Consider the following 24,566-nt stretch of genomic DNA (forward strand, 5'->3'; position numbering starts at 1 on the left):
TCATGAGTAAATTAGCTAACGTATGGGTGTTCAGCGATAACGTAGAACGCTATGCAGAATTAATGGCCGGCGCACGCCTGTGGGGTGAACAGGTACACCTTATTGTACAAGGCAACGAACAGGCCAATCAGGTTAAACCTCTGGGTGCCGATGAGATTGTCGTGCTTGAAACAACGTCTGGTTTACAGCGTGTTGAAAATTTTGCCGAGACCATCGCCGCCCTGATACAAGAACACACCGGGCTATTGCTAATGCCAGCGACTAAACGCGCTAAATCCCTTGGTGCGCGGTTAAGTATTCAGCTCAATGCAGCGATGGTAAATGACGCCACGTCGGTAACGCTTGATGATGGCTCACTGTTCGCAGAACACCGTATGTACGGTGGCCTGGCATTCGGCAAAGAAAAAATCAAAACAACTCAGGCAATTATCACCCTTGCCCCAGGCGTACTTGAACCGGTAGAGGCTAATGCTTCACATACCTGCCCTGTTGTCTCTGCACCTTACATCGCACCGCACCATGAAATTATGTGCCAGGAACGTCGCGCCAAATCCGTGAGCAGCGTGGATCTCAGCAAAGCCAAACGTGTGGTGGGTGTGGGCCGCGGCCTGGTTGCGCAAAACGATCTGGAGATGGTGCACCAGTTGGCGTCTGTACTGGGTGCAGAAGTGGGTTGTTCACGACCGATTGCCGAAGGCGAAAACTGGATGGAACGCGAACGCTACATCGGCGTTTCTGGCGTGTTACTGAAATCGGACCTTTACCTCACCCTCGGCATTTCAGGACAAATTCAGCATATGGTCGGCGGTAACGGCGCGAAAGTCATTGTCGCCATCAACAAAGATAAGAAAGCCCCTATTTTCAATTACGCCGATTACGGACTGGTCGGCGACATCTACAAAGTCGTTCCGGCTCTTATCGAGCATCTCAGCCGCTAACCCCCACATTTAACGCACATATCCCGCTGCCCTCACAGCGGGAAGGGAGCATAAAGCATGTCAGATGAAAAATTTGATGCCATTGTGGTCGGTGCTGGCGTGGCGGGTACGGTTGCAGGCTACGTGATGGCTCAGGCCGGACTGGACGTACTGGTCATCGAGCGCGGTAACAGTGCTGGTAGTAAAAATATGACCGGCGGAAGACTCTATGCACATAGTCTTGAGCGCATCATGCCGGGGTTCGCGCAGGAAGCGCCGCTCGAGCGTAAAGTCACCCGCGAAAAAATCTCCTTTCTGACCGAAGAAAGCGCCGTCACTCTCGATTTCCATCGTGAAAAAGCTGACGCACCAACGCAGGATTCGTATACCGTTTTGCGCAACAGACTTGACCCATGGCTAATGGATAAGGCGGAACAAGCTGGCGTGCAGTTCATCCCCGGCGTGCGCGTCGATGCCCTGATCCGCGAAGGTAATAAGGTTACCGGAGTTCAGGCCGGTGACGATATCCTGGAAGCCAATATTGTCATCCTTGCCGATGGCGTCAACTCTATGCTGGGGCGTTCTCTGGGGATGGTTCCGCCCTCTTCTGCACATCACTATGCCGTTGGCGTAAAAGAGCTGATCGGCTTACCTCCAGCGGTCATTGCAGATCGCTTCAATCTTTCAGGTAATGAAGGCGCGGCCTGGCTGTTTGCAGGCTCACCGTCTGATGGGTTGATGGGAGGCGGATTTTTGTATACCAACCAGGACTCCATCTCTCTGGGTCTGGTGTGTGGTCTGGGGGATATTGCCCATGCCACAAAAAGCATTCCACAAATGCTGGAAGACTTTAAGCAACATCCAACTATTCGGCCATTGATTGCCGGTGGAGAACTACTGGAATATTCCGCGCATATGGTGCCGGAAGGCGGTCTGGCAATGGTTCCAAAGCTGGTCGATGACGGTGTGATGATCGTGGGCGATGCCGCCGGTTTCTGTTTGAACCTGGGTTTCACGGTGCGAGGTATGGATTTGGCCATCGCTTCCGCAGAAGCCGCTGCCCAAACAGCTATTGCAGCAAAAGAACGCCAGGATTTCTCTGCCAGCAGCCTGATGGACTACAAGCGCGCGCTCGAACAGGGCTGTGTGATGCGTGATTTACAGCATTTTCGCAAGATCCCGGCGTTAATGGAAAACCCACGGTTGTTCACTCAGTATCCGCGTATGGTGGCCGACATCATGAGCGATATGTTCACCGTTGACGGACGTCCAAATCAACCGGTTCGCAAGATGATTATGTCCCACGCAAAACAAATCGGGCTGTTGAACTTACTGAAAGACGGTATCAAGGGGGCAACAGCACTATGAATCAGGACAATACCGTTAACGTTGACGTCAAACTGGGCGTCAATAAATTCAATGTCAATGAAGGCCACCCGCACATTATCCTGGCCGAACATCCAGACCTTAATGAATTTCGCAAGCTGCTGAAAGCCTGCCCCGCCGGGCTGTATAAGCAGGATGAGAGTGGAAACATTCATTTTGATTCTGCTGGTTGCCTGGAGTGCGGAACGTGTCGAGTACTGTGCGGCGACACAATCCTCGACCAATGGGAATATCCGGTCGGAACATTTGGCGTTGATTTTCGCTACGGCTAATGGATTTTGCCTGTAGTACACCGGATCGGCCACGCCGGCCATCCGGTCAGATGTATGCCGAAATCATCCTGGGAATAACTTCATGAGTATCACACTAACGTTTAACGCCGAACGCCGCGAAGTCTGGCGGCAACAGGGTTTATGGGGAGATGCTTCGCTTGGCGATTACTGGAACCAAACTGCCAGAGCCATGCCAGATAAAATCGCCGTGGTTGATAACCATGGCGCTTCATACACCTATGCTGCACTCGACAGCGCGGCCAGCAGTCTGGCAACCTGGTTTTTAGCCTGCGGTATTCAACCCGGCGATCGCATTGCCTTCCAGTTACCGGGCTGGTGCGAGTTTACGATTATCTACCTGGCCTGCCTGAAAACCGGGGCCGTTTCCGTACCTCTGCTGCCAGCGTGGCGTGAAGCAGAGCTGGTATGGGTGCTAAATAAGTGTAAAGCGAAGATTTTTTTCGCACCGACGCTGTTTAAACAGACCCGACCGGTCGATCTGATCCTCCCCTTACAAAACCAGTTGCCGCATCTGCAACAGATCGTTGCCGTGGATAAACTGGCTCCGGCAACGACCTCGCTGGCGCTCAGTCAACTGCTTTTAGCTCCGCCTTTAACCCAGACGATTAATGTTCACGCCGATGAACTGGCGGCAGTGTTGTTTACCTCCGGTACCGAGGGAATGCCAAAAGGCGTAATGCTGACCCACAACAACATCCTTGCCAGCGAGCGCGCCTACTGTGCCCGCCTCAATCTCACCTGGCAGGATGTGTTTTTGATGCCCGCACCACTGGGACACGCTACCGGTTTTCTGCATGGCGTTACTGCACCGTTTTTAATCGGCGCACGCAGCGTATTGTTAGATATTTTCACCCCAACCGCCTGTCTTGAACTGCTGGAGCAACAACGCTGTACCTGTGTGCTCGGCGCAACGCCCTTCGTCTACGACATGTTGTGTAGCATGGAAAAACGACCACGCGATCTCTCATCGCTACGCTTTTTCTTATGTGGGGGCACAACCATTCCACAGAAGATTGCCCGTGACTGCCAGCAGCTCGGCATAAAATTATTAAGCATTTATGGCTCGACAGAGAGTTCACCGCATGCGCTGGTCAATCTCGATGATTCGCTTTCTCGCATGATGAATACCGACGGATATGCTGCTGCAGGCGTCGAAATTAAAGTGGTCGACGAAGCACGCAATACGTTGCCCGCGGGGGTAGAAGGTGAAGAAGCTTCGCGTGGTCCCAATGTGTTTATGGGCTACCTCGATGAACCCGAACTTACCGCCCGCGCGCTGGATCAAGACGGCTGGTATTACAGCGGCGACTTATGCCGAATGGACGATGCGGGGTACATCAAAATCACCGGACGGAAAAAAGATATCATTGTCCGCGGTGGAGAAAACATCAGCAGCCGCGAAGTTGAGGATATTTTATTGCAGCATCCTCGCATTCACGATGCCTGTGTTGTCGCGATGCCGGACGAACGCTTAGGTGAAAGGTCGTGTGCTTACGTGGTCCTAAAACCCCCGCATCATTCGTTGTCGCTGGAATCAGTGGTGGCCTTTTTTAGCCGCAAGCGGGTGGCAAAGTACAAATACCCTGAGCACATTGTGATCGTGGAGAAATTACCGCGCACGGCGTCCGGTAAAGTACAAAAATACCAGCTTCGTCAGGATATTATTCAGCGTTTGAGCGTGGAGAGTATTACAGGATAAAGCGCCGGATGGCGATGCTCACGCATCTTATCCGGCCTACGTTGAATAGGCCGGATAAGGCATGATATTACTTGTTCAGTTCAGCCAGACTCAGCCAGGTTTGTACGACAGTGTCCGGGTTCAGCGACAGGCTGTCGATCCCCTCTTCCATCAGCCAGGCCGCGAAGTCTTCGTGGTCAGAAGGTCCCTGGCCGCAAATACCCACGTATTTACCCTGTTTCTTGGCAGCACGAATCGCCATCGACAGCAGCGCTTTCACCGCGTCGTTACGCTCATCAAACAGTTCAGAAACCACACCAGAGTCACGATCCAGACCCAGCGCCAGCTGCGTCATGTCGTTTGAGCCGATGGAGAAGCCGTCGAAGTACTCGAGGAACTGCTCGGCCAGCAAGGCGTTAGACGGGATCTCACACATCATGATGATCTTCAGTCCGTTCTCGCCGCGTTTCAGCCCCTGGCGTGCCAGCTCTTCCACCACCGCTTTCGCCTGGGCAACGGTACGTACAAACGGTACCATCACTTCAACGTTAGTCAGGCCCATGTCGTTACGGACACGTTTTACTGCGTCGCATTCCAGCGCGAAGCAGTCGCGGAAGCTGTCGGCAACATAACGGCCCGCCCCACGGAAGCCCAGCATCGGGTTCTCTTCATGCGGTTCATAACGCTCACCGCCGACCAGGTTGGCATATTCGTTGGACTTAAAGTCCGACATACGCACGATGACGCGTTTTGGATAAAACGCCGCACCCAGCGTCGCGATCCCTTCCGTCAGACGACCGACATAGAATTCACGCGGAGAATCGAAACCTTTCATCATGGCGCGGATTTCATTTTGCAGCTCAGGCGTCTGGTCATCGAACTCCAGCAGCGCACGCGGGTGTACGCCAATCATGCGGTTGATGATAAATTCCAGACGCGCCAGACCGACGCCTTCGTTTGGCAGACAGGCGAAGTCGAAAGCCCGGTCCGGGTTACCGACGTTCATCATCACCTTCAACGGCAGATCCGGCATGGTCTCCACGCTGGAACTCTTCACGCTAAAGTCGAGCATGTCAGCGTAAACATAACCGGTGTCACCTTCGGCACAGGAGACAGTTACCTTCTCACCATCTTTCATGCGCTCGGTCGCATCGCCACAGCCCACCACGGCCGGGATCCCCAGTTCACGGGCAATGATTGCCGCGTGACAGGTACGACCGCCACGGTTAGTGACAATTGCTGCCGCTTTCTTCATGATCGGTTCCCAGTCCGGGTCGGTCATGTCGGTAACCAGTACGTCGCCTGGTTCGATGCGGTTCATTTCGCTGATGTCATGAATGACTTTGACCGGACCCGCGCCAATGCGGTGGCCGATGGCGCGACCTTCAGCAATAATTTTACCCTGAGCATGCAGCGTATAACGCTCCATCACCTGACCGCGAGAGCGCACGGTTTCTGGACGCGCCTGAACAATGAACAGCTTGCCGGTATGGCCGTCTTTCGCCCATTCGATGTCCATTGGACGACCGTAGTGCTTCTCGATCTGCACCGCCTGCTTGGCCAGTTCCTGCACTTCTTCGTTAGTCAGGGAGAAAATGTCGCGTTGTTCCTGCGGGACATCTTCAATGGTCACCTGCTTACCGTGTTCCTGGGTCGGCGCGTAAATCATGCGGATTTTTTTCGATCCCATTGTGCGACGGACGATCGCCGGACGGTTAGCCGCCAGGGTAGGTTTGTGCACGTAGAATTCATCCGGGTTAACGGCGCCCTGCACGACCATTTCGCCCAAGCCCCAGGCGGACGTGATAAAGACAACCTGGTCGAAACCGGATTCGGTATCGATGGAGAACATTACGCCTGAGGACGCGAGGTCAGAACGCACCATCCGCTGAACGCCAGCAGAGAGCGCGACGCCACGGTGGTCATAGCCCTGGTGAACACGATAAGAGATCGCGCGGTCGTTAAACAGCGAGGCAAATACGTGTTTGATGGCAACCAGTACGGCATCAAATCCCTGGACGTTGAGGAAGGTTTCCTGCTGACCGGCAAATGACGCATCTGGCATATCTTCTGCGGTAGCGGAAGAACGCACGGCAAAAGAGGCATTGGCATCGTCCGCTGACAGCTGCGCGTAGGCATCGCGGACGGCATTTTCCAGTTCGGGCTGGAAAGGAGTGTCGATAATCCACTGGCGGATCTGTGCCCCGGCTTTCGCAAGCTCAGTGACATCGTCGATATCCGTTTTATCCAGCAGCTCATAAATGCGCTGGTTTACACCGCTCTGGTCCAGAAACTGGTTAAACGCATCGGCGGTCGTTGCAAAACCATTCGGTACGGAAACACCCATACCTGAAAGGTTAGTAATCATTTCACCCAGGGAGGCATTTTTGCCTCCAACTCTGTCTACATCATTCATGCCGAGTTGGTTATACCAAAGCACCAGCGGTGACGAGCCATTGTTGGACATCGAACAATCCTTATATATGAACGAGGTTAGGAAACTCAATTTTGCGTAATTATCTTGGCATATTTACTCCGGCGAAAAAAACGGTGAATCGTTCAAGCAACTTTATTTTTTATTTTTTCAGATTGTTTCCGCATTTGCGCAAACCCGCGAGCCACACGGGATCACCACAAAAATGACCGGTATAAACATTTGTTCCGAAAAATGAAATGTACTTTTCATTAAATATAAAAATACCGTTTCATTTTATAAAATAGATGCCGCAATATTCGCTTCTGGCGAATTTTAATTTATGCTTTCAGAGAATTATATCTGCCCCAGGATGAGCAAAATGGATAATGCTGTTGATCGTCACGTATTTTATATTTCTGATGGTACGGCCATCACCGCCGAGGTATTGGGTCACGCGGTGATGTCGCAATTTCCGGTCACGATCAGCAGTATTACGCTGCCGTTTGTGGAAAATGAGAGTCGTGCGCGCGCGGTTAAAGACCAGATTGACGCTATCTACCAACAAACTGGCGTGCGCCCTTTAGTGTTTTACTCCATCGTCCTGCCGGAAATTCGCTCGATCATTCTGCAAAGCGAAGGGTTTTGTCAGGATATCGTGCAGGCGTTGGTTGCCCCACTGCAGCACGAGATGAAACTCGACCCTACGCCTATCGCCCACCGCACGCACGGTCTGAATCCCGGTAACCTCAACAAGTACGACGCGCGCATCGCTGCCATTGACTACACCCTCGCCCACGACGACGGTATTTCGTTGCGCAACCTCGATCAGGCGCAGGTGATCCTGCTCGGCGTTTCCCGTTGCGGCAAAACCCCGACCAGTTTGTATCTGGCCATGCAGTTTGGTATCCGCGCTGCCAACTACCCCTTTATTGCCGATGATATGGATAATCTGGTGCTGCCCACCTCCCTGAAGCCGTTGCAGCATAAGCTGTTCGGTCTGACTATCGACCCTGAGCGTCTGGCGGCCATCCGCGAAGAACGCCGTGAGAACAGCCGTTACGCCTCGCTGCGTCAGTGCCGTATGGAAGTTGCTGAGGTAGAAGCGCTGTACCGGAAAAACCAGATCCCCTGGCTGAACAGTACCAATTATTCGGTAGAAGAGATTGCTACCAAGATCCTCGATATCATGGGACTGAATCGCCGCATGTACTAGAATGCTAGTGCATTGGTTCGATTTTTTGTTATTATGCTCGCCACCAGGCAGGATGAGTGTGATATTGTGATGTACATCACTTCCCGGTAGTCCTGCCGTTGAAGCAACAAATTTCTGAGACAAGTAATGAACAGAACCGATGAACTCCGTACTGCGCGTATTGACAACCTGGTCACTCCAGCAGAGCTTGCGCAACGGCATCCTGTTTCGTCCTCCGTCGCCCGTCATGTTACGGACTCCCGACGTCGGATAGAAAAAATTTTAAATGGTGAAGACCCCCGTTTACTGGTGATCGTAGGTCCCTGCTCGATTCACGATCTTGATGCCGCGATGGAATACGCGACACGGTTACAGGCGCTGCGCACTAAGCACCAGGCGCGTCTGGAAATCGTGATGCGTACCTATTTTGAAAAACCACGCACCGTCGTAGGCTGGAAAGGCCTGATTTCCGACCCGGATTTGAATGGCAGTTATCGTGTGAACCACGGTATTGAACTGGCGCGAAAACTGCTGTTGCAGGTCAACGAACTGGGCGTCCCCACGGCGACTGAATTCCTCGACATGGTGACCGGCCAGTTTATTGCTGATTTAATCAGTTGGGGAGCTATTGGCGCGCGCACCACCGAAAGTCAGATCCATCGTGAAATGGCCTCCGCGCTCTCCTGCCCGGTTGGCTTTAAGAACGGAACGGATGGCAACACGCGCATCGCCGTCGATGCGATTCGCGCCTCCCGCGCCAGTCACATGTTCCTCTCGCCGGATAAAACCGGCCAGATGACCATTTATCAGACCAGCGGTAACCCTTACGGGCATATCATCATGCGTGGCGGTAAAAAGCCGAATTATTATGCTGAAGATATTGCTGCCGCCTGCGATACCCTGCACGAATTTTCCCTGCCTGAGCATCTGGTGGTCGATTTTAGCCACGGTAATTGCCAGAAGCAGCATCGCCGTCAGTTGGACGTTTGTGATGATGTATGCCAGCAAATTCGCAATGGTTCGACGGCGATTGCCGGGATTATGGCGGAGAGTTTCCTGCGTGAAGGTACGCAAAAAATCGTTAGCGGCCAGCCGCTGGTTTATGGTCAGTCCATTACCGACCCGTGCCTGAACTGGGAAGATACTGAACTGTTGGTTGAAAAACTCGCCTCTGCGGTTGATAGCCGTTTTTAATGCTGTTCGCCGGGCAATATCAGCTTGCCCGGCGCTAATCCCTTGTTTTTCCCTTGCTTATTGCGCAAAAAACGTTCTCGTCACAATTATTTCACAAAAACGCTTGCCGCAAATTTGCAGTTTGATGATAATGATTATCATTGTTACATTGATTGTTATTTTTAAACACTATGTCACGTATGGATAACACAACGGCAACGCCCGCAAAAGACAAAACACCGCCTTTCGTCGCGCCAAACGAGCGACGAATTGACAGTAAAACCCTGCTTGGTAACGAAGGACGCGTGATCATAGAACATGATGGTCAGCACTACCTGCTGCGCCAGACACAAGCCGGAAAACTCATTCTGACTAAATAAACAACACATTTCGCCAGCCACCCAGGTCATACCCAGGCAGCCAGCGCTTTTCGATTTCCTAATGGAGAGTTGCTATGCCTTACCTGCACACCGCTTCCCTGCGCCCATCGCTGTTGGCGCTGGCGATTATCAGTAACCTGCCCGCCGTCGCCTGGGCGGCGGTCGAGGATATGACCGTTACCGCCACCGGCAATGCCCGTAGCGCCTTTGAAGCGCCAATGATGGTTAGCGTCATTGACGCCACCGCCCCAGAAAACCAAACCGCCAGCTCCGCTGCCGACCTGTTACGTAAGGTTCCAGGTATGACCCTTGACGGTACGGGCCGTACCAACGGCCAGGACGTGAATCTGCGCGGCTATGATCGACGCGGAGTTCTGGTACTGGTTGACGGCGTTCGTCAGGGAACCGACACCGGACACCTGAACAGTACCTTCCTCGACCCGGCGCTTATCAAACGCATCGAAGTCGTGCGTGGCCCTTCCGCACTACTGTACGGTAGCGGCGCGCTAGGCGGCGTGATCGCCTATGACACTGCAGATGCCAAAGATCTACTGGACGTCGGGAAAAACAGTGGTTATCGCGTGTTCGGTACCGCGGCGACCGGCGATCACAGTCTCGGCATGGGCGCCAGCACGTATGGCCGTACCGATACGCTGGACGGACTGCTTGCCTGGTCCAGCCGCGATCGCGGTGATTTACGCCAGAGTGACGGTACTACTGCGCCGAATGACGAAGCAATTAACAATATGCTGGCGAAAGGTAGCTGGAAAATTGACAGCGCCCAGACGCTGGCCGGTTCGCTGCGTTACTACAATAATGACGCCCGGGAACCTAAAAACCCGCAGACCAGCGCGGCGGATGCCAGCAATCCGATGACCAACCGTTCAACGATCCAGCGTGATGCGCAACTGACCTACTCGCTCGCTCCGGCGGACAATGACTGGCTGAACGCTGACGCCCGTATCTACTGGTCCGAAGCGCGCATTAATGCTCAGAATGCAGATAACACTGGCGAATTTCGCAAGCAAACCACAAAAGGCGGGAAGATCGACAACCGCAGCCGTCTGTTTACCGACTCTTTTGCATCTCACCTGTTGACCTACGGCGGTGAATACTATCGTCAGGAACAACAACCGGGAGGAGCAACAACTGGTTTCCCGGAGGCTAAGATCGATTTCAGCTCCGGCTGGCTCCAGGATGAAATCACCCTGCGCGACCTGCCGGTTACGCTGCTGGGCGGTACCCGTTATGACTCTTATCGCGGCAGCAGCGACGGTTATGAAGATGTCGATGCCGATAAATGGTCGTCCCGCGCCGGATTAACGGTTGCGCCAACTGACTGGCTGATGCTGTTCGGTTCATACGCTCAGGCTTTCCGTGCCCCGACTATGGGCGAGATGTATAACGATGCGAAACACTTCTCGATTGGTCGTTTTTACACCAACTACTGGGTGCCGAACCCTAACCTGCGCCCGGAAACCAACGAAACACAGGAATACGGATTTGGCCTGCGCTTTGACGATCTTCTGATGGCGAGCGACGCGCTCGAATTTAAAGCCAGCTATTTCGACACCAAAGCGAAAGATTACATCTCCACCAGCGTCGATTTCGCCGCTGCGACAACCATGTCCTATAACGTACCCAACGCCAAAATCTGGGGCTGGGATGTGATGGCGAAATATTCCACCGATCTGTTCAGCCTCGACATGGCCTATAACCGCACACGCGGAAAAGATACTGACACCGGCGAATACATTTCAAGCATTAACCCGGACACCGTCACCAGCAAACTGAATGTGCCAGTTGCGCACAGCGGTTTCTCTGTCGGCTGGATAGGGACATTTGCTGACCGTTCAACGCATATCAGCAGCACCTACGCTAAACAGCCCGGCTATGCGGTAAACGATTTCTACGTCAGCTATCAGGGCCAACAAGCGCTGAAAGGCATGACCACCACGCTGGTACTGGGCAACGCCTTCGACAAAGAGTACTGGTCGCCGCAAGGCATTCCGCAGGATGGTCGTAATGGCAAAATTTTCGTGAGTTATCAGTGGTAATCACTTTTCCCCGGTTCGCCGGGGCCGCAATCTGGAAGGAAGAGACAATGAATCATTACACACGCTGGCTGGAACTGAAGAAAGAAAATCCTGGCAAATACGCACGTGATATTGCGGGGTTGATGAATATTAGCGAAGCCGAACTGACCTTTGCACGCGTCGGTCACGATGCCTGGCGCTTACGTGGCGAAGTGCGTGAAATTCTCAGCGCACTGGAAGCAGTTGGCGAAACCAAATGTATTTGCCGCAATGAATACGCAGTACATGAGCAGGTAGGTGCTTTTACCAATCAGCACCTCAACGGTCATGCTGGGCTGGTTCTCAATCCGCGCGCCCTCGATCTGCGTCTGTTCCTGAATCAGTGGGCCAGCACCTTTCATATCAGCGAAACAACCGCCCATGGTGAGCGTCAGAGCATTCAGTTCTTCGACCATCAGGGTGATGCGCTGCTGAAGGTCTATACCACGCAAAATACCCTCGTTGAGGAATGGGCAGCGTTGCTGACCCGTTTCATCTTTGCAGAAAACCCGCCGCTGGCACTGCAACCCGCCAACAATTCCGCGCCTGCCGCCGTCACGGTCGATGCGCAGACTGTTGATCAAGAGTGGCGAGCGATGACCGATGTCCACCAGTTCTTCGGTCTGCTGAAACGCCATGAACTCACCCGCCAACAGGCATTTAATCTGGTAGGCGACGATCTGGCCTGTAAGGTTTCTAATAGTGCACTGGCGCAGTTACTCGACACCGCGCGTCAGGATGGCAACGAAATTATGGTTTTTGTGGGTAATCGCGGCTGTGTACAGATTTTTACCGGCGTGATTGAAAAACTGGTACCGATGAAAGGCTGGCTAAACATCTTCAACCCAACCTTTACCCTGCATCTGCTGGAAGAGAGCGTGGCCGAAACGTGGGTGACGCGCAAACCGACCGTCGATGGCCACGTCACCAGTCTGGAACTGTTTGCTGCCGACGGTACGCAAATCGCACAATTGTATGGTCAACGTACGGAAGGCGAGCCGGAACAGACGCAATGGCGCACACAGATTGACGCGCTAACGCCGAAAGGACTGGCCGCATGAAAAAACTGCTGGCCCTGATCGCGCTGCTGCCCTTCGCCGCACTGGCTGCGCCCGAGGAGCGAGTTGTTGCCCTCGGTGGCGATGTCACCGAGATCGTATACGCACTGGGAGCACAACCCTCCCTTGTGGCGAGAGACAGCACCAGCCAATGGCCTGCTGCGGCAACCGCGTTACCTGATGTTGGTTATTTGCGCCAGCTCAACGCCGAAGGGATCCTTGCCACACGCCCTACGCTGGTCCTTGCCAGCGCGCAGGCGCAGCCTTCTCTGGTGTTAAAACAGCTCGAGCAGAGCAACGTCAGGGTTGTCACGATCCCAGCAAGCAACGATCTTAACGCGATTGATGAAAAAGTTCGGGTTATCGCCGAGGCTACCCATAGGAATGCCGACGGCGAAACGCTGCGCGCAACGTTACGTCAGGAACTGGCGACGCTCCCGTCATCTGAACTTAATAAACGTGTGCTGTTTATTCTCAATCATGGCGGGATGACCGCGATGGCGGCGGGCCAGCAAACCGGAGCCGATGCGGCGATTCGTGCCGCAGGTCTACGCAACGCGATGCAGGGCGTTAATCGCTATCAGCCGCTGTCACAAGAAGGCGTCATTGCCAGCCAGCCCGATCTGGTAGTGATTTCACAAGAAGGTGTTAAGGCGATGGGTGGCGAGGCAAACATGTGGGCGCTACCGGGACTTGCGCAAACACCTGCCGGAAGGAATAAGCAGGTATTGCAGGTTGACGATATGGCGCTGTTGGGCTTCAGCGTTCGCACGCCACAGGCTATTTTGCAGCTTCGTGCTAAAGCGGAGCAATTGCCCTGATGTCCCGGCGGATCACCTGTTCGTTGTGGATGTTGGCATTGATGCTGGTTGTAATGACGGTTCTGGCTACCGGTTTTGGCGCGTTGCGCCTGCCGGTAAGTCTGCTCTGGCGTGATGGCGATGAGGCATTGCGTCAAATCTGGCTCACGATTCGTCTGCCCCGCGTCCTGCTGGCGCTGGTGATTGGCGGCTCTCTGGCGCTCGCGGGCTGCGTGATGCAGGGGCTGTTTCGCAATCCACTTGCAGACCCTGGATTACTGGGAATAAGCAGCGGCGCCGCCTGCGCTGTGGCCCTGTGGGTGGTGCTGCCTGTATCCTTGCCCGCGCTGCTGATATTGTATGCTCCAATGCTGGCCGCTTTTTTCGGCGCGCTGGCGGCAACCGTAGTGATTTTTATCCTTAGCCAACAGCGCGACGGTTCACTCTCACGCCTGCTGCTGGTCGGCATTGCCATTAACGCGCTCTGTGGGGCGGCGGTTGGCGTTTTGTCGTGGGTCAGTAATGATGCGCAACTGCGCCAGCTGTCGCTATGGGGAATGGGAAGTCTGGGGGCCGCGCAGTGGTCCACACTGTTGGCTGTCACTTCACTGACAATCCCGACAGTGCTGATCATCTGGCGACTTGCTCCGGCGCTGAATCTTCTGCAACTGGGTGAGGAAGAGGCGCATTATCTCGGCGTTGATGTGCGTACAATCCAGCGTATTTTGCTGCTTTGTAGCGCACTACTGGTTGCCTCAGCCGTGGCGGTAAGCGGCGTGATTGGCTTTATCGGGTTGGTCATCCCACATTTAATACGTATGTGGCTCGGCTCAGACCATCGGGCCGTTATTCCGGGTTCCGTGCTGGCGGGCGCGTTTTTATTGCTGATTGCCGACACACTGGCCCGTACGGCGGTTGCGCCTGCGGAGATGCCGGTCGGTCTGTTGACCAGTCTTCTCGGCGCACCGTGGTTTTTATGGCTTATTTTTCGTCAGCGAGGACCGCATGGCTGAACATTTCATCGCTGAAGGGCTTCACTATCACGTAGCTGGTAGAGCGGTGATCGACGACGTATCGCTCGCCCTTACAAAAGGTGAACTGGTGGCGCTGATCGGCCCAAACGGTGCGGGGAAATCCACTCTGCTACGCTTGCTGACCGGTTTTCTGAAACCGGCTACCGGGCGCTGCGTGCTGGCGGGCAAACCGCTGGAGGAGTGGCCTACCCAAATGCTGTCGCGACACCGGGCGGTAATGCGTCAGCAAACGCAACTGGGATTTGACTGGCCGGTAGAGGCCGTCATCGCGATGGGTCGCGCGCCCTGGACCCAACGACCGGAACCTGGGCTTATTGCACAGGTAATGGAGATGACCGGATGTACGCCTCTGGCAGGCCGGCAATACGCCGCGCTTTCCGGCGGCGAGCAACAGCGAGTGCAGTTAGCCCGTGCGCTGGCGCAACTCTGGTGCGACGGTGCGCCTCGCGGTTGGTTATTCCTTGATGAACCGACCTCCGCGCTGGATCTTTACCACCAGCAGCATCTGTTGCGCATGCTAAAAACGCTAACCGCTTCGGGTGAGCTGCATGTGTGCATTGTGCTTCACGATCTGAACCTCGCCGCACTGTGGGCAGACAGAATAGTGCTGCTGCACAACGGCAGGCTGGTGTCGCAGGGAACACCGGAAACTGTGTTACAGGCCGATGACCTGAAGCGCTGGTACGGTGCTCAGGTACACGTTGGCCAGCATCCGGCCAACGCCTCCCCGCAGGTATTTCTGGCCCCTTAGCTTGAACAACTCACTTCCAGCCGTTTGCCCCAGTCAGGTGGACGGCTGGCATAGTCATCATCGCGATCGGCAAACGGGGTACGCAACACCTGGTGCAACCGGTGCAGTTCGGCGTAATCCCCCTGCTCTGCCTGGCTAATCGCCCGTTGCGCCAGCCAGTTACGTAATACCATCGCCGGATTTACCGCCTTCATCTGTGTTTGTCTGACTGCATCGGCAATATTGTCTTGCTGAAGGCGCGAGCGATACCGCGTGAACCAGTCGTCAAATGCTGCGCGGTCGATAAACTCATCGCGCAACGGAGATTGCGCACTGTGCTGCTCCGTTTCGCTGAGCATGCGAAACGTTCGCGTATAGTCGCTTCTTTCTCGCGCCATCAGGCTAAACAGTTCGCTAAGCAGTTCGTTATCGTCTTTCTGCTCGCTAAAGAAGCCGAGCTTTTGCCGCATCCGCTGACCATAGCGAGTTAACAGCGCCAGCTGGTAACTGTCCAGCGCATCATTTAGCGCCTCGACCTGGATAAACGGCGACAGGGTTTGCGCCAGACGTTGCAGGTTCCACAACGCGGCAGCCGGTTGGTTATCGAAACTGTATCGCCCCTGGTTGTCAGAGTGGTTGCAGATATAATCAGGCACGTAATCATCAAGAAAACCGAATGGACCGTAATCCATCGTCAGACCCAGAATCGACATGTTGTCCGTGTTCATAACACCATGTGCAAATCCTACCGCCTGCCAGTCAGCGATTAACGTCGCAGTACGCGTGACAACATCGTTAAACCACAGCTGATACTTATCGGCTTCTTCCTGCCATTGCGGCCAGTAATGGCGAATCGCAAAGTCAGCCAACTCGCGCACTTTTTCCGGCTCTCGGCGATAGTAAAAATGCTCAAAATGGCCAAACCGCATATGGCTTTGCGCCACGCGAATGAGCATCGCCCCTGCTTCGACCGTTTCGCGATAAACCGGCGTGTCACTGGTGACAATCGACAATGCCCGCGTGGTCGGTATTCCCAGGTAGTACATCGCTTCACTGGCCAGGCTTTCACGAATGGTCGAGCGCAGCACGGCACGCCCATCACCCATGCGGGAATACGGTGTGAGTCCGGCGCCTTTCAGGTGCCAGTCAAACGTTGAACCATCCGCGAGCTGTTGTTCGCCCAGCAGGATCCCTCGTCCGTCGCCAAGCTGACCAGCCCAGATGCCGAACTGATGCCCACTATATACCTGGGCTAAAGGCGACATCCCGGGAAGCAACGATTCGCCGCCCCAAACGCCTGCACCAGTCGGAATATCAAATAGCGCCGCAGGAATTGCTAATTGCTCCGCCAGCGCATCGTTATGCCAGATAAGGCGCGCGTTTTTCAGAGGGGTGGGTGAAAGCGCGGTATAGGTTGCTGGTAGTTCATCACGCCAGCGAGTGGTAAAAGACAGGGTCATAGGGCCTCCTGCCTCTAGTGTAGACTGTTAATAGGCTGTTAAACACCAGCAAATAAAAGGGTTATATCTTAGCGAGCGAAATTATCTGCGCAGGAGGCACCGCAGGCCACAACCCTCCCTGCATGGCACTAAATCCCACAGGCAAGACGCGCTCCAGCATCTCTTGTGTATCAATTCCGCTAATGATTATTGACTCACAGCTGGGCGATAGTTGCGCCAGAATAGCCCGCATAAACGGTTCAAACGAAATATGTGCAATCCTTTGTTGAACAAAGTTTTTATCCAGCACGACGCGTTTGAACAGGCCGTCAAAAATTGCCCGGGTTGATATACCGCCAGAACCATAGTTTGTCAGGACTAATGGAAATCGCGCAGCAAGTGCGGCCAATATTGGATTATCTTTACCTTTGTTTAACTCCGGATAGCTTTCATTAATAGTCAGCTCCAGAAATGAAAATCGTTCAACTTGTGAAGCAAGTTCAGTATCTGATAATAAAGTATTAGCAACTGCTGGCGTTAAATTAATCCAGGCGGATACTTTTCGCTGAATAAAAAAATGTTGGCACGTTTCGATTAATTCTAGTTTTTCTACAAATAAACGACATTGTTCGTCGTCTGACATCCGAGGTAGGACCAGCTCGGTGGGTATACGCACATCCCCATGCGCACTGGTGAAACTGGTGATGATATCGACGAATTCAAGATCGCCTTTTTCGCTTCTCGCAGGAAGAAAAGAGAACTCAGAATGGTAAAGATTATCCAGTGAAACAATCATCGTGCCAGCCCCGCTGCATGGGTGTTATCCGGCATCCTGTAGCAAAGGATGGAGAAATACGTTACTGCTGATGCAAGTAGAGGCCCTTTCATTTTTCCCTTTTTAGCCGGTAAATCGAATCCTTTTTTTTAGCTTATCCTGATTATAAGCGAATATCCAGCTTTGCACTTTTTAATATCTCGGAATAAATCATATTTTTAGCAAGATACGCTCTTAATGTTCAGGGGTATTGTCTAACCAAAAGCAGAAATAAAAGTTAACTTTCAAATGGTGATGTTGAGGCTGCGCACTCGATGGCAGCCTCGGAGTTGCGGGGGATTAAATACGTCGCGCCTGCCAAAAGTTTTTACGCCAGTAAACGTTATCCAGAGACGAGCGCATCACGCCACGGCTGGTTGAAGCATGAATAAATTGATTATTGGTATCGTAAATACCAACATGCAGACCGCTTTCCCCAGACCCGGTTTTAAAGAAAACCAGATCGCCTGGCAGCAAATCGTCTTTATCAATTTCGGTACCAATCTTTGATTGCGTACGCGTATCGCGCGGAAGTTGCAGGTCGAATTTATCGCGCATCGTCATCAAAACAAATCCAGAACAATCCACCCCACTACGGCTCATACCGCCATAACGATAGGGTGTGCCATGCCAGGTTTGTAGCTGATCATTAAGACCGGCGATAACGGCAATAGAATCCGACAAGCGGGCATTTGGCGCAGGCGCACGATGGCTGCTGCAGCCCGCCAAAAACAATGCTGTGATGAAAAGGAGCCAAAAGCGCATTCAGTACGAATCCTCTGAATTTTATTTTTATGCCAATTTAGCGTGGAAATTATATGATTTTCAAGAACCCATTTCACTTAAGTGGTTGATATGAGCATTCTGTGCCCTTCAATATCCAAACGTCGGAAGTTGACGCCATAGGCCGCAGACAGATTGGCCGGCGTCAGTACCGCATCTCGTGAACCACTGGCAAGCAGTTTCCCGCGTTTGAGTAGCCAGGCTTTATGCGCATGGCGTAAGGTGTGATTAAGGTCGTGGCTACTCATCACAATCGCTATGCCCTGCAAACACAGCTGACTCAACAGTCGGTCCAGTGCGTTTTGTTGCGCGACGTCCAGACTGTTCATCGGCTCATCCAGCAGTAAAAGCTGACCTAATGGATTCGCTTGTGGGCAAATCTGCAGGATAACCGCAGCCAGGCGCACACGCTGCCACTCACCGCCGGAAAGTTGGTTCACGCCGCGCCCCAGTTTATCTCCCAGGCCGAGCGCATCGGCGATCTCCTGTAACAGATCGGTGCGTGCTTTGTCGGGTTGATGCAGCGTCAGAAAATGCCAGACCGGCATGGCAAACGGCGGATTTTGCTGTTGCGCAAGATAGGCGCGATATTGCGCCAGCCTGGCGGCCGGCCATTCCTCCAACGGCATATCACCAAAAGTGATACTACCCTCTCCGTTTGTCAGACCCGCCATACGCGCCAACAGCGTACTTTTTCCGGCACCGTTTGGTCCCACTAAATGCAGGATCTCTCCTGCTTTTATCTCACCAGAAAGCGGACCGAGACGGGTCGATTCCGCGACGTCCTGTAGCTGCATCAATCGAGACATTAGTTTGCCAGCGCCTGCTTGATGGTTTGCACCAGGATGGGATCCTCAGGCGTCATATCCGGTGAGAATCGTTGCAGCACTTTTCCATCGCGACCCACTAAAAACTTCTCGAAATTCCACAGGATATCGTCCGGGTAGAGCGGCGCACGACCTTTGCTCGCCATTCGCTCGTAGAACCCACTGTCCGCAGGCGCAACGGCCGTTGGTGCGGCATCAATCAGCTTCTGATACAGCGGATGGCGTCCCTCACCGTTGACGTCAATTTTGCTGAACATCGGGAAAGTTACGCCCCATGTGGTACTGCAGTACGTTTTTATTTCCTCTTCGCTGCCCGGCTCCTGGCCCAGAAACTGATTGCAAGGGAAACCAAGAACGCTGAAGCCCTGTTGGTGCCAGGCTTTCTGCAGATTTTCCAGTTGCTCGTACTGCGGCGTCAGTCCACATTTTGAAGCAACGTTGACGATTAACAGCACATTCCCGGAATACGGCTGCAGTGAGGTAACCTCGCCGTCGATGGTCGTCACTTCTGTATCGAGGATAGTGTTTTGCATAGCATCTCCAGAACAACAGGTGGATTTTCAGTTTTTAATCATAGACCGTACCAACGCGTTCTAGCGCGCGGCTTTTAACAATAGCCAGATAAATACCGGTGCGCCCATGGTGGCCGTTACCACGCCGATAGGTAACTCAGCCGAGGCCAGCACCAAACGCGCGACAACATCAGCAAACAATAATGCGATTGCGCCAGCCAACGCACAACCTGGCAGTAAAACACGATGATCGGTGAGGCCGCACAGTCGCAAAATATGCGGGATCACAAGCCCAATAAAACCAATCGCCCCTGCCAGAGCCACGCTCACGCCAACCATCCAGCCTGTGGCAACCACCAGCAGGTTGCGCCAGAACCATAATGGCAGTCCTAGCTGACGCGCAGAAGTCTCTCCTAACGCCAGCATATTCATCGGCTGCGACTGACAGCAGATCCACACCAGCACCGGAATCAACGCCACCATGAGCCAGGCCTGATGCCAGTCTACGCCACCGAAGCCCCCCATCATCCAGTACATCAGCTGTCGTAAGTCAAACGAGGTAGAGAAGTAGATAGCCCATGTCATCAGCGCGCTGCAGATAATCCCCAGCGCCACCCCCGCCAGCAGCAGACGGCTGGTAGACAGATGTCGACGGGCGAAACGTAGCAGAATAAGCGTGATAATCAGCGCCCCGGCAATCGCGCAAAGGCCCAACGCCCAGCCGGGGAGTTGCCCCTGCCCCAGCAGCACCGCCGCGATAAGCCCGACTCCCGCGCCGTTAGATACGCCCAGTAATCCAGGCTCTGCGAGCGGGTTTTCAAACAGAGCTTGCATCACTGCGCCAGATAAGGCCAATGCAGCGCCTACCAGCAAAACGGCAAGGGTACGGGGAAGTCGAATTTGCCAGACGAACAGATCGCCGCGGGCGCTGAACCAGTCGCCGGGAGCGATCCATTGTTCTCCTGCGCACAAGCTTAGAATCGTTGCCAGTAGCATCAGTACTGACAGTGACAGTATCCAGCGCACATTTCGGCGCTGTTGTTGATGGGCGAAAGTCAGCATGTTTTCCATTCTGCTGAAAAGAGATGGAGGTGATTCTACGGTGCTGATTCGGTAGTGAAAAGGAAAAAGGCCGCATAGCGGCCTTTTTAGTTATACGCGTCATACTCTGCGTATCGTTAAATCACTCTTCTTTGGGCGTTGCGTTTTCAACCCGGCTTTTTAACTTCTGTCCGGGTCTGAAGGTCACCACGCGCCGTGCTGTAATGGGAATATCTTCGCCCGTTTTCGGGTTACGGCCCGGACGTTGATTCTTATCACGCAGATCGAAGTTACCAAAACCAGAGAGTTTTACCTGCTCACCATTTTCCAGAGCACGACGGATCTCTTCGAAAAACAGCTCGACCAGTTCTTTGGCATCCCGCTTGCTAAGCCCAAGCTTATCAAACAGATATTCTGACATTTCAGCTTTTGTAAGCGCCATAGGTTCAATCCCTCAATGATGCCTGGAATCGCTCTTTTAATGCCTCTACACATTTGGCGACGGTAGCGGCAATCTCCTCTTCTTCAAGTGTACGGCTGGTATCCTGAAGGATCAGGCTGATAGCGAGGCTCTTATAGCCCTCCGCAACACCCTTACCGCGGTACACGTCAAATAAGTTTACGCCAACTACCTGATTTACGCCAACTTTCTTACACTCGGATAAAATATCCGCAGCGGGAACGTTTTCTGCGACAACGACTGCGATATCGCGACGGTTCGCTGGGAAGCGAGAAACTTCACGCGCCTGAGGCACCACGCGGTCTGCGAGCTTATTCCACTCCAGTTCAAACACCAGAGTGCGACCGTTCAGATCCAGTTTACGTTCCAGTTCAGGATGAACAACCCCAATGAAACCAATACGTTCACCTTTCAGATAAATCGCCGCAGACTGACCCGGATGCAGTGCTGGATTCGCTTCAGCTTTGAACTGAATGTCTGCCAGTTTGCCTGTCAGGTCGAGAACCGCTTCCAGATCGCCTTTCAGATCATAGAAATCAACGGTCTCTTTTGCCAGATTCCAGTGTTCATCATGACGGTTACCGCAGATCACGCCAGCCAGCATCAGATCCTGACGGATCCCGAGGTTGGCCTGCGTATCTGGCACGAAACGTAAACCCGTTTCGAAAATACGTACGCGGTTCTGCTGACGATTCTGGTTATACACTACCGTAGACAGCAAGCCGGTCCACAGGGACAAACGCATTGCCGACATATCAATAGAGATTGGGCTTGGCAGCAGCAACGCTTCTTCACCCGGGTGCAGCAGTGACTGGACTTTCGGGTCGACGAAGCTATAGGTAATGACTTCCTGGTAGCCTTTGTCATTCAGCATGGTTTTTACACGTTTCAGCGACAAATCCGCTTCACGATGCGTACCCATGATAAGACCCGCCTGAATCGGCGTGTTCGGGATATTGTCATAACCGTATACGCGGGCGACTTCTTCGACCAGGTCTTCTTCGATTTCCATATCGAAACGCCAGCTCGGCGCGACCGCTTTCCACTCATCCTGCCCTTCCGTCACGTCACAACCCAGACGACGCAGAATGTCGCTCACCTGCTCATCGGCAATATGGTGTCCGATCAGACGATCCAGTTTGCTACGACGAAGCGTAATGGTTGCGCGTTTTGGCAGCGTGGCTTCGTTCGTCACATCAATGACTGGGCCCGCTTCACCGCCGCAGATATCAATCAGCAGGCGCGTTGCACGTTCCATGGCCTTATGTTGCAGCGCAGGATCGACACCACGTTCATAGCGGTGAGATGCATCGGTGTGCAGACCGTGACGGCGCGCTCGACCGGTAATAGACAGCGGGCTGAAGAATGCACATTCCAGCAGGACGTTTTGTGTTTCATCATTCACGCCGGAATGTTCGCCACCAAAGATGCCGCCCATCGCCAGCGCTTTGTTGTGGTCCGCAATCACCAGCATATCTGCATTCAGCTTCGCTTCGCTGCCGTCCAGCAATACCAGGGTCTCACCCTCTTTTGCCATACGAACAACAATTCCGCCTTCAATGCGGTCTTTGTCGAATGCGTGCATCGGCTGACCCAGTTCGAGCAGCACATAGTTAGTCACGTCAACCACGGCATCGATAGAACGAATACCGCAACGGCGCAGTTTTTCTTTCATCCACAGCGGGGTCGGCGCTTTAACATTGATGCCTTTCACCACGCGGCCCAGATAGCGTGGGCAGGCTTCCACGGCTTCAACCTGAATCGGCAGGACGTCGCTAATGGTCGCGGCTACTGGAGCGATTTCCGGCTCAACCAGCGGGGCTTTGTTCAGTACAGCAACGTCACGCGCTACACCGATGATGCCTAAGCAGTCGGCGCGGTTCGGCGTGACGCTGATTTCGATGGTGTTGTCGTCAAGCTTCAGGTATTCACGGATATCGGTACCAATTGGCGCATCGGCAGGCAGTTCGATAATCCCGTTATGATCGTCGGAAATACCCAGCTCGGAGAACGAGCACAGCATGCCTTCAGACGGTTCACCGCGCAGTTTCGCGGCTTTAATTTTGAAATCGCCCGGCAGAACGGCACCAACGGTTGCCACAGCCACTTTCAACCCCTGACGGCAGTTTGGCGCACCGCAGACGATATCCAGCAGGCGGTCGCCGCCTACATTCACTTTGGTGACGCGCAGTTTGTCAGCGTTAGGGTGTTGGCCGCATTCAACCACTTCACCTACCACAACGCCATTGAACGCGCCGGAAACAGGTTCCACACCGTCAACTTCAAGACCCGCCATCGTGATTTGGTTTGACAGCGCATCGCTATCAATCGCCGGATTTACCCATTCGCGTAACCACAGTTCACTGAATTTCATTGTTTTATCCTGCCTTTATTTAAACTGTTTGAGGAAACGCAGATCGTTTTCGAAGAAAGAACGCAGATCGGTAACGCCGTAACGCAGCATAGTAAGACGCTCCATACCCATACCGAATGCAAAGCCGGAATAGATTTCCGGATCGATTCCAACGTTACGCAACACGTTCGGGTGAACCATCCCGCAGCCCAGCACTTCCAGCCATTTGCCGTTTTTGCCCATCACGTCAACTTCCGCAGATGGTTCAGTGAACGGGAAGTAGGAAGGACGGAAACGAACCTGCAGGTCTTCTTCAAAGAAGTTGCGCAGGAAATCGTGCAGCGTGCCTTTCAGGTTGGTGAAGTTGATGTTGGTATCAACAATCAGCCCTTCCATCTGGTGGAACATTGGTGTGTGTGTCTGATCGTAATCGTTACGATATACACGGCCCGGGGCGATAATACGGATCGGCGGCTGTTTTTCTTTCATGGTGCGGATCTGCACGCCGGAAGTCTGTGTGCGCAGCAGACGCGTCGCGTCAAACCAGAAAGTGTCGTGGTCAGCGCGCGCCGGGTGATGGCCAGGAATGTTGAGCGCATCGAAGTTATGATAGTCATCTTCGATTTCCGGACCAGTCGCCACGGTAAAGCCCAGCTCACCGAAGAAACTTTCAATCCTGTCGATTGTACGCGTCACCGGGTGCAGACCGCCGTTTTCGATACGACGCCCAGGAAGGGAAATATCGATCGTTTCTTCAGCCAGACGAGCATTCAGCGCAGCGCTTTCTAATTCGGCCTTACGCGCGTTCAGCGCTTGCTGTACCTGCTCTTTGGCTTCGTTAATCACCGCACCTGCTGCCGGGCGCTCTTCTGGCGGCAGTTCGCGCAGGGTTGTCATCTGAAGGGTCAAGTGCCCTTTCTTGCCCAAATATTCGACGCGGACATTGTCTAACGCGGCAACATCTGAAGCCTGGTTAATGGCGGCCGTTGCACTGGCAACCAGCTCTGCGAGATGTGACATGGTTTTCCTCGTTATGTTGCGATATTCACTAGTCGCTCGTATTTACGCAAAATCATTCAAGTTGTATCAACGCGGCCAAAGCACGAATACAGCCATCACAAAGACAGCTTGAAGGATGACGCGTATAAAAAAAGCCTCCACCAGGGAGGCTTTTAGGCGCTGTTTTCCGTTTCTTCTTTCACGCG

22 protein-coding genes and 1 other annotated feature (1 of these 23 cut by a window edge) are annotated in these 24,566 nt (G+C 53.5%); of the genes, 12 read left to right on the top strand and 10 right to left on the bottom strand.

Going from position 1 to position 24,566, the window contains the following annotated elements:
- Positions 1–2: 2 nt before the first annotated feature.
- From OGY08_RS17265 to fadK, 4 genes are all read left to right on the top strand, one after another.
- Positions 3–938 (top strand): electron transfer flavoprotein subunit alpha, encoded by a 936-nt coding sequence (locus OGY08_RS17265; protein WP_057067844.1) that lies wholly within the window; start codon positions 3–5, stop codon positions 936–938.
- A gap of 57 nt (positions 939–995) precedes the next feature.
- Complete coding sequence (locus OGY08_RS17270; protein ID WP_125363166.1) at positions 996–2,285, top strand: FAD-dependent oxidoreductase; 1,290 nt, start codon at positions 996–998, stop codon at positions 2,283–2,285.
- Positions 2,282–2,575 (top strand): ferredoxin family protein, encoded by a 294-nt coding sequence (locus tag OGY08_RS17275; RefSeq protein ID WP_008784590.1) that lies wholly within the window; start codon positions 2,282–2,284, stop codon positions 2,573–2,575. The genes OGY08_RS17270 and OGY08_RS17275 overlap by 4 nt, the downstream gene beginning before the upstream one ends.
- 82 nt (positions 2,576–2,657) lie before the next feature.
- Positions 2,658–4,295 (top strand): medium-chain fatty-acid--CoA ligase, encoded by a 1,638-nt coding sequence (gene fadK / locus OGY08_RS17280; RefSeq protein WP_079933935.1) that lies wholly within the window; start codon positions 2,658–2,660, stop codon positions 4,293–4,295.
- Between the two features lie 67 nt (positions 4,296–4,362).
- Here fadK and ppsA read toward each other — a convergent pair whose 3' ends face one another.
- The gene (gene ppsA, locus OGY08_RS17285; protein WP_003832604.1) at positions 4,363–6,741 is read right to left on the bottom strand and encodes a phosphoenolpyruvate synthase; all 2,379 of its coding nucleotides are present in this window, start codon (positions 6,739–6,741) and stop codon (positions 4,363–4,365) included.
- Between the two features lie 328 nt (positions 6,742–7,069).
- Here ppsA and ppsR point away from each other — a divergent pair, with 328 nt between their 5' ends.
- The 8 genes from ppsR (at position 7,070) to OGY08_RS17325 (ending at position 15,153) form a co-directional block, all read left to right on the top strand.
- Positions 7,070–7,903, top strand: coding sequence for a posphoenolpyruvate synthetase regulatory kinase/phosphorylase PpsR (gene ppsR / locus OGY08_RS17290; RefSeq protein ID WP_003832602.1), 834 nt, complete (start codon positions 7,070–7,072; stop codon positions 7,901–7,903).
- Positions 7,904–8,029: 126 nt separating this feature from the next.
- On the top strand, positions 8,030–9,076 hold the full coding sequence (gene aroH, locus OGY08_RS17295; protein ID WP_003030555.1) for a 3-deoxy-7-phosphoheptulonate synthase AroH: 1,047 nt from the start codon (positions 8,030–8,032) through the stop codon (positions 9,074–9,076).
- Between the two features lie 170 nt (positions 9,077–9,246).
- Positions 9,247–9,435, top strand: coding sequence for a hemin uptake protein HemP (gene hemP, locus OGY08_RS17300; RefSeq protein ID WP_125363165.1), 189 nt, complete (start codon positions 9,247–9,249; stop codon positions 9,433–9,435).
- A gap of 74 nt (positions 9,436–9,509) precedes the next feature.
- Positions 9,510–11,492 carry a TonB-dependent hemoglobin/transferrin/lactoferrin family receptor gene (locus OGY08_RS17305; RefSeq protein WP_125363164.1) on the top strand — a complete coding sequence of 661 codons (1,983 nt, stop codon included), beginning with the start codon at positions 9,510–9,512 and terminating at the stop codon, positions 11,490–11,492.
- A 47-nt stretch (positions 11,493–11,539) separates the two neighbouring features.
- Positions 11,540–12,571, top strand: a complete 1,032-nt coding sequence (gene chuS / locus OGY08_RS17310) for a hematinate-forming heme oxygenase ChuS (protein WP_125363163.1) — start codon at positions 11,540–11,542, stop codon at positions 12,569–12,571.
- Positions 12,568–13,389, top strand: a complete 822-nt coding sequence (locus OGY08_RS17315; protein WP_125363162.1) for a heme/hemin ABC transporter substrate-binding protein — start codon at positions 12,568–12,570, stop codon at positions 13,387–13,389. The genes chuS and OGY08_RS17315 overlap by 4 nt, the downstream gene beginning before the upstream one ends.
- On the top strand, positions 13,389–14,381 hold the full coding sequence (locus OGY08_RS17320; protein ID WP_125363161.1) for a FecCD family ABC transporter permease: 993 nt from the start codon (positions 13,389–13,391) through the stop codon (positions 14,379–14,381). Before OGY08_RS17315 ends, OGY08_RS17320 begins: the two co-directional genes overlap by 1 nt.
- On the top strand, positions 14,374–15,153 hold the full coding sequence (locus OGY08_RS17325) for a heme ABC transporter ATP-binding protein (RefSeq protein WP_103285104.1): 780 nt from the start codon (positions 14,374–14,376) through the stop codon (positions 15,151–15,153). The genes OGY08_RS17320 and OGY08_RS17325 overlap by 8 nt, the downstream gene beginning before the upstream one ends.
- On the opposite strand, the gene selO is transcribed toward OGY08_RS17325, so the two are convergent.
- The 9 genes from selO to pheS form a co-directional block, all read right to left on the bottom strand.
- Positions 15,150–16,592, bottom strand: coding sequence for a protein adenylyltransferase SelO (gene selO, locus OGY08_RS17330; protein WP_219013524.1), 1,443 nt, complete (start codon positions 16,590–16,592; stop codon positions 15,150–15,152). The genes OGY08_RS17325 and selO overlap by 4 nt on opposite strands.
- A gap of 61 nt (positions 16,593–16,653) precedes the next feature.
- The gene (locus tag OGY08_RS17335) at positions 16,654–17,367 is read right to left on the bottom strand and encodes an EAL domain-containing protein (RefSeq protein WP_125363159.1); all 714 of its coding nucleotides are present in this window, start codon (positions 17,365–17,367) and stop codon (positions 16,654–16,656) included.
- A gap of 318 nt (positions 17,368–17,685) precedes the next feature.
- On the bottom strand, positions 17,686–18,150 hold the full coding sequence (locus OGY08_RS17340) for an NlpC/P60 family protein (protein WP_003832591.1): 465 nt from the start codon (positions 18,148–18,150) through the stop codon (positions 17,686–17,688).
- Positions 18,151–18,227: 77 nt separating this feature from the next.
- Positions 18,228–18,977 (bottom strand): vitamin B12 ABC transporter ATP-binding protein BtuD, encoded by a 750-nt coding sequence (gene btuD / locus OGY08_RS17345; protein ID WP_008784579.1) that lies wholly within the window; start codon positions 18,975–18,977, stop codon positions 18,228–18,230.
- Positions 18,977–19,528, bottom strand: coding sequence for a glutathione peroxidase (locus OGY08_RS17350; protein ID WP_003832585.1), 552 nt, complete (start codon positions 19,526–19,528; stop codon positions 18,977–18,979). The genes btuD and OGY08_RS17350 overlap by 1 nt, the downstream gene beginning before the upstream one ends.
- Positions 19,529–19,588: 60 nt before the next feature.
- On the bottom strand, positions 19,589–20,569 hold the full coding sequence (btuC, locus tag OGY08_RS17355) for a vitamin B12 ABC transporter permease BtuC (RefSeq protein ID WP_003832584.1): 981 nt from the start codon (positions 20,567–20,569) through the stop codon (positions 19,589–19,591).
- 121 nt (positions 20,570–20,690) lie between these two features.
- Positions 20,691–20,990: an integration host factor subunit alpha gene (gene ihfA / locus OGY08_RS17360; protein ID WP_003030571.1), complete on the bottom strand. Its 300-nt coding sequence runs from the start codon at positions 20,988–20,990 to the stop codon at positions 20,691–20,693.
- Positions 20,991–20,994: 4 nt separating this feature from the next.
- The gene (gene pheT / locus OGY08_RS17365) at positions 20,995–23,382 is read right to left on the bottom strand and encodes a phenylalanine--tRNA ligase subunit beta (RefSeq protein ID WP_125363158.1); all 2,388 of its coding nucleotides are present in this window, start codon (positions 23,380–23,382) and stop codon (positions 20,995–20,997) included.
- 15 nt (positions 23,383–23,397) lie between these two features.
- A complete protein-coding gene (gene pheS, locus OGY08_RS17370) occupies positions 23,398–24,381 on the bottom strand; it encodes a phenylalanine--tRNA ligase subunit alpha (protein WP_003832580.1) in 984 nt (327 codons plus the stop codon).
- 124 nt (positions 24,382–24,505) lie between these two features.
- Positions 24,506–24,566, bottom strand: a sequence feature (Phe leader region) (it continues 64 nt past the right edge of the window).

The organism is Citrobacter sp. Cpo069 (assembly GCF_030332785.1).
GTDB lineage: Bacteria > Pseudomonadota > Gammaproteobacteria > Enterobacterales > Enterobacteriaceae > Citrobacter > Citrobacter portucalensis.

Excerpts from the sequence above, each read along its gene's own strand:
- OGY08_RS17305 (WP_125363164.1), top strand. The coding sequence starts at position 9,510 with ATGCCTTACCTGCACACCGCTTCCCTGCGCCCATCGCTGTTGGCGCTG.
- OGY08_RS17350 (WP_003832585.1), bottom strand. The coding sequence starts at position 19,528 with ATGCAAAACACTATCCTCGATACAGAAGTGACGACCATCGACGGCGAG.
- OGY08_RS17315 (WP_125363162.1), top strand. The coding sequence starts at position 12,568 with ATGAAAAAACTGCTGGCCCTGATCGCGCTGCTGCCCTTCGCCGCACTG.
- btuD (WP_008784579.1), bottom strand. The coding sequence starts at position 18,977 with ATGTCTCGATTGATGCAGCTACAGGACGTCGCGGAATCGACCCGTCTC.
- OGY08_RS17275 (WP_008784590.1), top strand. The coding sequence starts at position 2,282 with ATGAATCAGGACAATACCGTTAACGTTGACGTCAAACTGGGCGTCAAT.
- pheS (WP_003832580.1), bottom strand. The coding sequence starts at position 24,381 with ATGTCACATCTCGCAGAGCTGGTTGCCAGTGCAACGGCCGCCATTAAC.
- pheT (WP_125363158.1), bottom strand. The coding sequence starts at position 23,382 with ATGAAATTCAGTGAACTGTGGTTACGCGAATGGGTAAATCCGGCGATT.
- ppsA (WP_003832604.1), bottom strand. The coding sequence starts at position 6,741 with ATGTCCAACAATGGCTCGTCACCGCTGGTGCTTTGGTATAACCAACTC.
- hemP (WP_125363165.1), top strand. The coding sequence starts at position 9,247 with ATGTCACGTATGGATAACACAACGGCAACGCCCGCAAAAGACAAAACA.
- aroH (WP_003030555.1), top strand. The coding sequence starts at position 8,030 with ATGAACAGAACCGATGAACTCCGTACTGCGCGTATTGACAACCTGGTC.
- btuC (WP_003832584.1), bottom strand. The coding sequence starts at position 20,569 with ATGCTGACTTTCGCCCATCAACAACAGCGCCGAAATGTGCGCTGGATA.
- chuS (WP_125363163.1), top strand. The coding sequence starts at position 11,540 with ATGAATCATTACACACGCTGGCTGGAACTGAAGAAAGAAAATCCTGGC.
- fadK (WP_079933935.1), top strand. The coding sequence starts at position 2,658 with ATGAGTATCACACTAACGTTTAACGCCGAACGCCGCGAAGTCTGGCGG.
- OGY08_RS17270 (WP_125363166.1), top strand. The coding sequence starts at position 996 with ATGTCAGATGAAAAATTTGATGCCATTGTGGTCGGTGCTGGCGTGGCG.
- OGY08_RS17325 (WP_103285104.1), top strand. The coding sequence starts at position 14,374 with ATGGCTGAACATTTCATCGCTGAAGGGCTTCACTATCACGTAGCTGGT.
- ppsR (WP_003832602.1), top strand. The coding sequence starts at position 7,070 with ATGGATAATGCTGTTGATCGTCACGTATTTTATATTTCTGATGGTACG.
- OGY08_RS17335 (WP_125363159.1), bottom strand. The coding sequence starts at position 17,367 with ATGATTGTTTCACTGGATAATCTTTACCATTCTGAGTTCTCTTTTCTT.
- OGY08_RS17340 (WP_003832591.1), bottom strand. The coding sequence starts at position 18,150 with ATGCGCTTTTGGCTCCTTTTCATCACAGCATTGTTTTTGGCGGGCTGC.
- selO (WP_219013524.1), bottom strand. The coding sequence starts at position 16,592 with ATGACCCTGTCTTTTACCACTCGCTGGCGTGATGAACTACCAGCAACC.
- OGY08_RS17265 (WP_057067844.1), top strand. The coding sequence starts at position 3 with ATGAGTAAATTAGCTAACGTATGGGTGTTCAGCGATAACGTAGAACGC.
- ihfA (WP_003030571.1), bottom strand. The coding sequence starts at position 20,990 with ATGGCGCTTACAAAAGCTGAAATGTCAGAATATCTGTTTGATAAGCTT.
- OGY08_RS17320 (WP_125363161.1), top strand. The coding sequence starts at position 13,389 with ATGTCCCGGCGGATCACCTGTTCGTTGTGGATGTTGGCATTGATGCTG.